Origin of the sequence: Sphingobium sp. AP50, assembly GCF_900109095.1 — a bacterium.
Lineage (GTDB): Bacteria > Pseudomonadota > Alphaproteobacteria > Sphingomonadales > Sphingomonadaceae > Sphingobium.
In genome coordinates this window covers 40,447-50,034 of sequence record NZ_FNYZ01000028.1, presented here as the reverse complement: position 1 = coordinate 50,034, position 9,588 = coordinate 40,447, and the positions used below count along the sequence as shown (strand labels likewise).

Annotated in this window: 9 protein-coding genes; 5 read left to right on the top strand and 4 right to left on the bottom strand. The window is 59.6% G+C overall.

Annotated features, from left to right (window positions below; genetic code table 11):
• Positions 1-156 precede the first annotated feature (156 nt).
• Positions 157-1,164, top strand: a complete 1,008-nt coding sequence (locus tag BMY84_RS26370; RefSeq protein ID WP_093087915.1) for a hypothetical protein — start codon at positions 157-159, stop codon at positions 1,162-1,164.
• A 1-nt stretch (position 1,165) separates the two neighbouring features.
• Here BMY84_RS26370 and BMY84_RS26365 read toward each other — a convergent pair whose 3' ends face one another.
• Positions 1,166-1,366, bottom strand: a complete 201-nt coding sequence (locus BMY84_RS26365; RefSeq protein ID WP_143075176.1) for a hypothetical protein — start codon at positions 1,364-1,366, stop codon at positions 1,166-1,168.
• Between the two features lie 406 nt (positions 1,367-1,772).
• On the bottom strand, positions 1,773-2,075 hold the full coding sequence (locus tag BMY84_RS26360) for a hypothetical protein (protein ID WP_093087913.1): 303 nt from the start codon (positions 2,073-2,075) through the stop codon (positions 1,773-1,775).
• Positions 2,076-2,377: 302 nt separating this feature from the next.
• Here BMY84_RS26360 and BMY84_RS26355 point away from each other — a divergent pair, with 302 nt between their 5' ends.
• The 4 genes from BMY84_RS26355 to BMY84_RS26340 all read left to right on the top strand — a co-directional run bounded on the left by BMY84_RS26355 (position 2,378) and on the right by BMY84_RS26340 (position 5,949).
• Positions 2,378-3,199 carry an IS5 family transposase gene (locus BMY84_RS26355; protein ID WP_093087912.1) on the top strand — a complete coding sequence of 274 codons (822 nt, stop codon included), beginning with the start codon at positions 2,378-2,380 and terminating at the stop codon, positions 3,197-3,199.
• Positions 3,200-3,390: 191 nt separating this feature from the next.
• Entirely contained in the window at positions 3,391-4,119 is a 729-nt protein-coding gene (locus BMY84_RS26350; protein WP_143075175.1) for a hypothetical protein, read from the top strand.
• A gap of 163 nt (positions 4,120-4,282) precedes the next feature.
• The gene (locus BMY84_RS26345) at positions 4,283-4,603 is read left to right on the top strand and encodes a hypothetical protein (RefSeq protein ID WP_093087909.1); all 321 of its coding nucleotides are present in this window, start codon (positions 4,283-4,285) and stop codon (positions 4,601-4,603) included.
• Positions 4,604-4,623: 20 nt separating this feature from the next.
• Positions 4,624-5,949, top strand: a complete 1,326-nt coding sequence (locus tag BMY84_RS26340; RefSeq protein WP_093087908.1) for a hypothetical protein — start codon at positions 4,624-4,626, stop codon at positions 5,947-5,949.
• A 27-nt stretch (positions 5,950-5,976) separates the two neighbouring features.
• On the opposite strand, the gene BMY84_RS26335 is transcribed toward BMY84_RS26340, so the two are convergent.
• Positions 5,977-8,058, bottom strand: coding sequence for a patatin-like phospholipase family protein (locus tag BMY84_RS26335; RefSeq protein ID WP_093087906.1), 2,082 nt, complete (start codon positions 8,056-8,058; stop codon positions 5,977-5,979).
• Between the two features lie 578 nt (positions 8,059-8,636).
• The gene (locus tag BMY84_RS26330) at positions 8,637-9,536 is read right to left on the bottom strand and encodes a DUF4238 domain-containing protein (protein WP_093087905.1); all 900 of its coding nucleotides are present in this window, start codon (positions 9,534-9,536) and stop codon (positions 8,637-8,639) included.
• Positions 9,537-9,588 lie beyond the last annotated feature (52 nt).

The following is a 9,588-nucleotide window of genomic DNA, read 5'->3' as shown; positions in this document are numbered from 1 at the left end:
CATCGGCAATATCTGCGACCTCTACACCCCAGACGAATGCCGAAACTTCCTCAAAGCCGCTGGATATGCGTCCGATTAAAGGCTCGATGCTCTAGCCATACCGACCGCAGCGGGTCCAGTGTCTCGTCCGAGCGGACAAACGGATGGGATACCAGCGTGGGACGCAGTTCGGGCACGTCGGTCGAGTATAGCGCCCGCCGAAGTGGCAGCAGTTCGAGCGGCATCGACCAGCGGTCTTCGACGAGCCTGAACCAGTCGGAAAGCCGGGGTCGTGATTGGTCCACAAATTGGATTGAACAAGTCGGAGGCAATGTCGGCGGTAATCTTGCTGGTCAGGGTCGAGGGGGGCTTGGCGGCAGCTTCGATGTGCGCGCGGGCGTGAGCGCCAATCAGAACGATCAGTTGAGCCAAGGCTTCAAGGAATCTCGGTCCAGCGACGAGGCCAATAATTCTTTCAGCGGCGTTCGCGACGAACATTCGACGGGAAGCAGCGCTTCGGCGTCTGAAGGCACATATGAAAAAGGTGGGTCATTTGACCGAGCATCGACAAACAGTTCCTCGTCGCAAGGACGGGAAGATTCGCTTTCGCGGGCCCGCTCCTATCAGGAGTCGGCAGACAGGCTGGACGAGCTCTCCCAGCAACTTTCCCGCGACGCCAGCTATGCCGAAACCCATGGAATGCAGCTGAGTAAGAATCTGAGCCAGGATCTTGCGCAGTGGTACCGTAAGGAGCAGTCAAGCAATCCCGGTCTGGATGCGCCGGAGTTATGGGCAACCGAGCTGACGGGTCATCAGCGCATGGTCCGTGACAGCATGATCAACCGTTGGATGGGCGAGAAGCGGGATTCGATCCGTTCTGAAGTGCAAGGCCGCCTTCATGAACCCGACATGGTCGATGTCCCGCATCCGGCAATGGGCAGCTTTGATGACGTGCGGAAATACCATCATCCTGGCGGTGTCGACGGCTTGCCGAAAGGGCCGGCGTCGGGTGATCCGGGAACTGCGGTGGCGATCATCGCAGAAGGGCAGAGAAGCTATGCGGCCGACAAAGCTTCAGCTCAGATCCAGCGATCTGGAAGCATCGAAGCAGCTGCGGATGTGCAAAGTGACGTGAACCGGGAGACAAGCCGGAAATTCTTCCAGACCCATCCTCCTGAGGACTGATCTACCTTACGAAGTAGAAGTATAGGAGAACGACGGCAATCAGTAGAAACGCGAGCGCGTGTGCGATAACGTCGAAAATCGCAAACTCGCGGTTCTCATCGCCCCCTGCACCGTCATCGCGAGTAACAGGGCCATCAATCACGCGGATGATCGGACCGCCAGACGTGTTTTGCGTCGTCAGATAGGTATCGATGTCAAACATGGCACTAACCTCCGGAAACTCAACCATACAATTTTCGAGATTTGCTTTCAATGCGATTGGAGATGACTGGTACAACATTGATATCTGAAGGCCCGCACCAGATCGTCAAGCGACCGGCGTAGGAGAGAAGAGAAAATCAATTCATGGTGGAGGTTGAATGACCGGCTCTGGCCGGTAAGCGACCGTCCGGTTCAGAGTCAGGCTGCGAGGTTAGCTGCCGTTCACGCAGCGTCGGTTGCCGACCAAAGCCGGACGATACTCCGTTCCCGATGAATGTCCGGTACTGATTGAAGCTGGCGTTCGCGCCGGTTGAAGCGGTCCATCAGCATCGCGGCTAGGTTCGGTCGTTCGCGGCCAACTGTTGTGTTCCCCCAAAACCGATCATCCTTGCTCGCCGGGATGGGGATCAGGTGGCTGGAGCGCCATCCTGGTCCCCGGCATCGCGTTCGTCCTCGTCGAGAACGTAAGTGAGGCCGAGTTCGGAGAACAGCGACTCCATTTGCTGTCTCGACGGGGGCACCCACGGTTTCGCATTGGTGAGCATGTCCATGAACCCGTCGAGTTCCTCTTGTGAAGGCGGTTCTTGGTTGGGCGCGATCAAGCCGGTCTTCTCGATCAACTCGTCGATCGCGGCCTTGAGCATCTCGACCTCGTCGCGCTTGTATAATCTGCCCTTCTGCTCGGTCAGATCATCAATGGCGATCTGCATCTGGTGCAGCGCATGCGCGAGCGATTGCTTGCGGCGGTTATATTTACCGCGCGCCGAGCCCTTAAATTCTTAGTGCCGCCCGCCCGACCGACCGCGTTTTCGGCGATTGGGCGCTTAAACATGTCAATTGGGTCTTCGTCCATTCTCCTGAACCTCGTTTTCACTGGGTATTCGGCGACTTGCCGTTTACCCGACCTTAGAGCCCGATCAGAAAATAAGTTGATTGGTATCAGCAGGTTAGCTTGACGCTTTGGCCTGTCATTGATTCATGGGTTTCGCCAAAAACTACCATGGATACAACGATGTGGACCGATACCACTCGCGCCCTTCATGCGCGAAGAGGGCTAGCTTTGCCAAGCGATTTGACGGATGCCGAGTGGGCGCTGCTGGAGCCATTGCTTCCCCCTGCGTCTCGTGTCGGACGGCCCCGCAAATGGCCATTACGACGCATCGTCGAGGCAATTCTGTACCTGCTGCGCGGAGGCCTGCCATGGCGGATGCTGCCGCCTTGCTTTCCGCCGGTGTCGAGCGTGCGGCATTGGTTCTACTTGTGGCGAGACAACGGGCTGTGGCTGACGATAAACCACACCTTGTTGATGATGGCCCGAGAAGCTGATGGCCGAGAGGCTTCTCCCAGCGCTGGCGTGATCGACAGCCAGTCGGTCAAGACGACCGAAAGCGGTGGCCTGTGCGGTTACGATGCAGGGAAGAAGATCAAAGGACGCAAACGGCACATCCTGACCGACACCGATGGAAATCTTGTCCATGCCGTTGTGCACGCCGCCGACATTCAGGACCGGGACGGGGCACCGTTGGTCCTTGGAGAAATCGTCAGGCGCTTCCCCTGGCTGCGTCACGTGTTTGCAGACGGCGGCTATGCCGGAAACAAGCTCAAGGAGGCCCTGCGCCGGATCGGAAAGTGGACCGTCGAAATCATCAAACGGTCCGATACTGCCAAGGGCTTCGAGGTCTTGCCGCGACGATGGGTCGTCGAAAGAACGCTCGCATGGCTGAGCCGCAACCGGCGTCTGGCAAAGGACTTCGAGGAAACCATCGCGTCCGCCACGGCCTGGCTCTTTATCGCATCCATCCAACTATATGCTCGCCGCATCGCAAGGCCCTGATCGCCACGCCCGCAATTTTGAATCAGACACTTAGGCGCTGCGTGGATAACCCGTCATTATTGATCGGGTTTCTTACCATCTTGCAGACCGGCCAGCACCGATGCTCTTCCACACCTCGGTTCGATGATGTTCTTGCACTTTCGGCATTGTGAATGCAGCAAATGTCCGTTCAGATAGATGGGGAACCGCACGTGGGGGACTATCAGCGCCGGGTTGTCGCATTTCTCGATATCTTGGGGTTTTCAAGGCTGGTCGAAATGGCAGACGATCCGAAATTGAGAACCGCTATCGAAGGCGTGCTTGAGACTCTTCGCAGTACACTCGCCCCAAACGAGGCGCACAGCCTTCGGCTCACCCAGTTTAGCGACTGCATCGTCATCTCTGCACCTGTAGAACCCTATGGCGTTAACCTGGTGATGCATGGCTCGACGATCTTGGCGGGCAACTTGCTTAACCAGACGGTACTCCTCCGTGGCGGGATCGCAGTGGGCAATCTCATCCACACCGACGACGTGCTCTTCGGTCCTGGTCTGTTACGAGCCTACGGCAAGGACACATCCGGTGGCCCGCCCCGAATCTCGATCGATCAGACACTCAAGGACGAGGTTGCAAGCTGGCACAACGACTTTGGTCTCGAAGCACTGATGCGAACCGATACTTATGACCTGACCACAATGCTCCATACGCTCTACAGTTACGAGATTTACACCCCCGAACCCGAGATCGGCAAAGTCGTTCTAGACCGCAACGCTATATACCTGGCGGAGCAGATTGCATCGCAGTGCTATAGGGTAGACCATCCGCCTTCGGTTCGTGCGAAGTGGCTTTGGCTCGAGAGATACTGGAACGAGGCGGTGAGCACGAAAGGCATCTTAACTTCGACATCCGAGTTCGCAGCCAAGTTTCGGGCTGGATCATAGAAGTAGGGCCAGCTTACGTCGGCGCTTGCGCTCGCGCATTATGCACCAAAGACTTAGTACCAATTTACCTCCAATATAGAGGATGAATATCGAAAAATCTGTTTTCAAATAAAGTTACTCATGCCAAACTTTCCAAACTTGGTTACGCCGGTGGGGGCATGGGATGACCTTGGTTGCAGCATCTACGGCATGGGAAGAATGTCGCGCCGCTCTGGCTGCGGCCATTCTCAAACGGTTCGGCGACCGGGTGTCCGGAACTGATTGGACCAAGATTAAGCCCGGCGCGGGGCGCCCCGATGGCTTCGGGAGCAGCGGGCCGGCCTGGCATGCGACACTCGACGATGCCCAGGACATCCTGACGGCCGCGGGCTATACCTGCTCGCCGATCGACGCGACCGAGATCGCGGCCGTGCTAAGCGCGGTTCTGACGAAGAGTACGCGCCTTCTCTTCGACCACATCACCATCATGCGGCCGTTTCGATGAGGCCGGGCCGGCACTGCGGGTTGTGGTCCGCCTCGCTCCTGTTTGCCCTGACGCTCGCCGAAACCGCGCGCGCCGAGGCGATCGACCTTGCCAAGCTGTGCGCCGAAGGGCGGGTCAGGTCGATCCAGCTCGTCAACGCCGCGCTCAATGCCAGCGGCGCGCCCAAGGCCGGTGCGATGGACATCAACGGCGACGGCACGGAGACCATGCGTGAGAAGGTCGAGGCCATTCTCGACCCCACCTTCTGCGCCACGTCGGGAAAAGCCAGATGCAGCAAGGGCGACCAGGACGCCCTCGATGCCGCTCGCGACAATCTCCTGGCCTTCCTTGGCAGCGAAGGCCTATCGACCATTCCTGTGCGAAAGCCCTCAGCGCTGGAGGTACGTGACTGGCCGTGGCTCGCCGACGAGAGCTACGCGCAGCATGCACAACTCCTCGACAGCCAGGAGCGGTTTGCGACGCTGCGCTGCACGGTTGACACGCCGACGCCGACTCCAGCGATCGCCGGTGGTCCGGGCGAGAAGCCGTTCGACCTCGAAAGTAAGCTGCGCGTCACACAGACCGTCGATGGGCTCAGTCTCGCCCGCGGTACGCCCGACAAGCTCGCCAAAGTGCCGCAGGCAGAAATCTCCTACGTCGACGACAAAATCGCTGATACGCGCACGTTCAATATCGTTTCGGTCGTCGGCATTGATCTTGCCTCCAAGTCGACCCAGCAGATCATCCCGTTCGTGCATTTCGCGCGGCGCCGGGTGAAGGACAAGGACGGTGTCGTCTCGGCCGACGCCAAGAACAGTATCTCGCAATGGGGATTTGGCCTCGTCTACGGCGCGACGCTCAACAGCTATGACGTGATCTCAGCCACGCCGCTATTCACGGCCGACGACTTTGCCGACAGCCGCCAGGCATCAATCCGCATCAACTGGACACCCGGCTTCTTGCAAAGCCTCGATGCCATACCGTTCGAGCGCTCGCGGCGCGTCGGGCCGATCGCCGTGGGTCTGGGACTTCAGACCATCATCCAAGGCGGCCATGTCTTCAAGGCTGGCACCAGCGCCGAGCTTGTCGAGAATGGCGACTATCTGCGCGCGGGCGCCAATCTGACCGGCAATATCTGGTCGCTTGTCGATGCGCCGATCCTGTCGGCACTGAGCGCCGACGTGAGCTACAAGCACCTGTTCCGGTTGTCGGGACCGCGCAAAGTCACCTGGTTCGAGGCGGGCCTCAACTATTCGGTCGAGAGCACCGATCACATCACCCTGCGCTATTCCTATGAGCGGGGCCGCGACGATGAGACGCTCAAGGAAACCGACCAGTGGAAGGTGTCACTGGGCATCCGCTATTGAGCGGATGCCAACGCGGATAGAAAGCAATCACGGCTGCCCGCGATAGTCGTAGATGTCTGGATTGGCACCTGGCATCCACAAAGCATGGTCCAGATGCAGGATGAGATGGCCGAGGTCAGAGGCGACCGCTTCGCTCGTCGCTCGGTAGCCGAAGACCTCCGAGGGTATGGCTCCGCTGGCGATCGCTGAGGCCTCGCGCTGGCGAATGAACCATCCGAGCGGCAGGTCGAGTTCGACCGGTGATATCTGGCTCATGAAGAAGCCGCTGGTTGCGTCCGGGTTCTCCACGCAGACCGCGCCAGAGGTTCCGCATTGATCTTCCTGCGCGCGTAGTAGCGCAAGCCGGCCACGCGCCGATCGCGTCGAGATCAAGGTCATGAGCGGATCGAGCAGAAAGGATTGGGCGACCGCGCGTGGGTGACCATCCTCGCTCTGGGTGCCGGTCGTAGTGATCGCGAGATGGATGGGAAAGATGTGAATCGAGCAGCCCTTCCAGTCAGCCGAGGTATGGATGTTCCGGGCGACATGAATGCGGCAGACTGGCTCCGCAGGCACGTTTTCCTGCTTTTCATCATTGAGCTCCCAGGCCTCTGCCATGCGCAGCCCGTGGATGAGGTCGAGCACGGTGTCGGCGCCGCTATTCTCGAAATAGCCGCCGTCAGCGAGGATGCGGGCGCTGTCGTCCGCCACCTGGAGATGGGCGGTCGGCGTTACCCAGGGGAAGCGCGCGGACATGCCAGCCGCTTCAAGGATATCGATATCGCGTCCGCCTGGCAGCATCTGCGGAAACCATTCGGCGCTTGAGGATTCCGCCACGATCGGTGAGAGCACGAGCCGTCCTCCGGTCGCCATATTGGTCGTCACGGCTGCCACCGCTGGCCGCGCTGAGGCCGGATCGAAGCTCTGCCCAACCAGCGTGTCGAGACTGCGGCCGTTGGCCATCGACGCACGAAAGGAATCGACCAGCACGCCGCCCCGGTCGCGGGAGATCCATCGCCCGGGCAGGAAGCTGTCGAGCGTTTCGAGCAGCAGCATGCGAGCCAGAACCGGGGAGAGATGGTCGGCGGTGAGCGCGGTCTGGTCGAGCCGGGTGTTTCCTGGCACGCAGGGCGCGGCCGGCTTCTGCGCGGGATCAGCTGCGGCATGGAACAGGGCGTTGCCGACCGCGCCGCCTGAGACGCCGACTGCCACCAGAACATGCTGCGAAAAGGTCGGGCAGCGTGCCGCCAGCGTCGACAGCACCGCGTGGGCATGGGCGGCTGCATAGATGCCGCCGCCTTCGGAAGAGACGAAGATTACCGGATAGGGCATGTGCGCCTGCCGATAGGCGTCGAGGTCGCGGCGTTGGGAAAGCCATTGGCGCAGCGCCTGCTCGACACCCACGGTCTCTGCGACCGCTGGCTGGGTTCGGATCGAGTGGTCGTTCGGCGCCAGGATGAAAGCGGCCAACAGCCACCATGCCCCCACGATCGCCCCGATGCGAGGGTGGAAGACTGCAGCGCAAAGGATCACCCCGAGACAGGCCAAGAACACCGCCAGGATCGCCAGGCCGCCCACGGTCCGCGGAATGACGACCGGATCAGCCGCCGAGGCGATTGCGAAGCCCAAAAACAGTGCGAAAAGAGCTCCCACCGCGACGGCGTCGACCAGCCAGGCTCGCGATGGGGGTGTCGGCATCCAGGTCCCACGACGTGACAGCATCACGGCTATCGGTATTCCCGGCGCAAGCAGGATCGCAGGCACAAGGCTGATCGCGAAGCCGCCCAGGATCCAGCAGCACACGGTTGCGATGGCGAGCGGGCTGACCGCGGCGAACGCCGTCCAGAGCGAAAGGATGCCGCGTTGCCAGAACATGGAGCAGGTTGCCAGCGCGCCCACAAGCAGTGCCGCCGTGGCCCAGACGACTGGCCAGCCGCGCGCCAGCGCATCCTCGATGACGAGGCGATATTGCGGAGGTGCCGCGATGGCGAGTGCGAGCCAGGCCAGCGCGGGGAGCGCCGCGCTCTTGATGGCGAGGGCGACGCGCGCCTTCACGGCGCGATCCGAATCTGTGCGGGCCGACGAGACCTTGTCATCGCAGCCGCCGCGTTGCCTGGCATCGGTGTCCAAGGGGCGGTATTCCAGGATAAGGAGCGACTACCACCGCCGTTGTTTGCTCGAACGCTCCCGCGCTGCGCTCGCCTCATGTTACCTCCCGACACGCCATCGCCTCGTACCCCAAACGACCGCAATGCCCAGCAATTGCCAGGTCACCCGATCATGCTTGGGGACGCGCGTGAAAGCGAGTCTATACTTTGCAAATTTGTTGTCTTCTTTGAGCTGGACATTGATGCGCCTTGCGCAATTCGGCTACCGCCTTGTCTTCACTCAGCAGCGCAGCCATTTGCTCTGCTTCGGCAAACTGCCGCTTCTATCTTCGGTACGGTTTTGCTCTTCGCGGCTATGATCGTTTTTTCCATAGCGAACTCAAGTCCGAGCAAGCTGAAGAAGTAGCGCCCTGGCCTGCTGCCGGGTTGGTATTTGAGCGTCAACTCTCTACGCCACGTCGCAGAAGACGGTCAGCTACCCATTCTTCCGGGCACCTGAGCGTGGGTAGGCATTGCCGAGCTAATGCCGCTCCGGGCCGATAGCGGAATGTCTGGGTCGGAGCTGGCCGGAATCCGGGCGTTCATTTACTGAACCGTTGCTCAAATCATTTTGTGAACTGCCGAGGTGGGGCCGCAGACCCATTTCTTTGCTCGTGACCGAACTTCATTGTTGATCGCCGTTATCTGCAAAGCAGATGCTGGACTGGCGTGGATGGTGCCGTCAGTCACAGGCTGCTTGGGGTAGCTGAGCGTGAGGCCATAATGGGCGCTGAGCCCTATTGAGAAGTCGTAGCCTATCTGGTCGGGGACCGGACGGTCGGAAAGAATGAAGGACGGTGTCTGCGACCGGAGCAAGGTCCATTCGAGGCCCAAAAGATGGCATGCGATCGGTTGCGCTGCTGCTAGGATCAAGCTTGGATTGAAATGGACTTCATAACCGTGCAGCTCTAGGACATCGGCCGTTTCCTTTTCCAGCTGCGCTCCTGTCACGCTAGTCAACAAAGTGAACTCCGAAGCGGTTAATTGAGCGCCAGGCAGCACCCCCGTCGCTTGCAGAGCTTGGTTGAGCGCATGTTCGTTGGGACATGAACGATAATCATTGAGAGCGATTGCGAGAATTTTCGCTAGGTCGAGCCGGGTGACAAAGTGGTCAGGATACCGACAAGCCTGAACGGCCATGAGCATTGCGATATCAACGCGTGCATCCCGATCCATGGCTCCCGTCTTGATCAGGCGATCGAGTCCAGTCGCGACTAAGCCTTCGATCTTCGAAAACCTATCCTCCAGTTCGTCGCTCGGTCGAAAATGTTCGTCAAATACAATGTTAGCGTATTCTTCCGACATCTTGTCGCCTGGACCCTGAGCAGGAAGCTTCTGCCCAGTCATCAAGTTCAGATAATAGGGGCCATCTTCCTCCGGATCTGCAAAGCGCTTTTGCCAGAGCTTTGGTACGACATGGTGGTGCTTCTTTTCGAACTTGGGTGCAGTTGAGATGCTCATGAGCACGCCATATTGATCTCTCCCCAAGAATCCACTCGAAACCGCAGGTCGA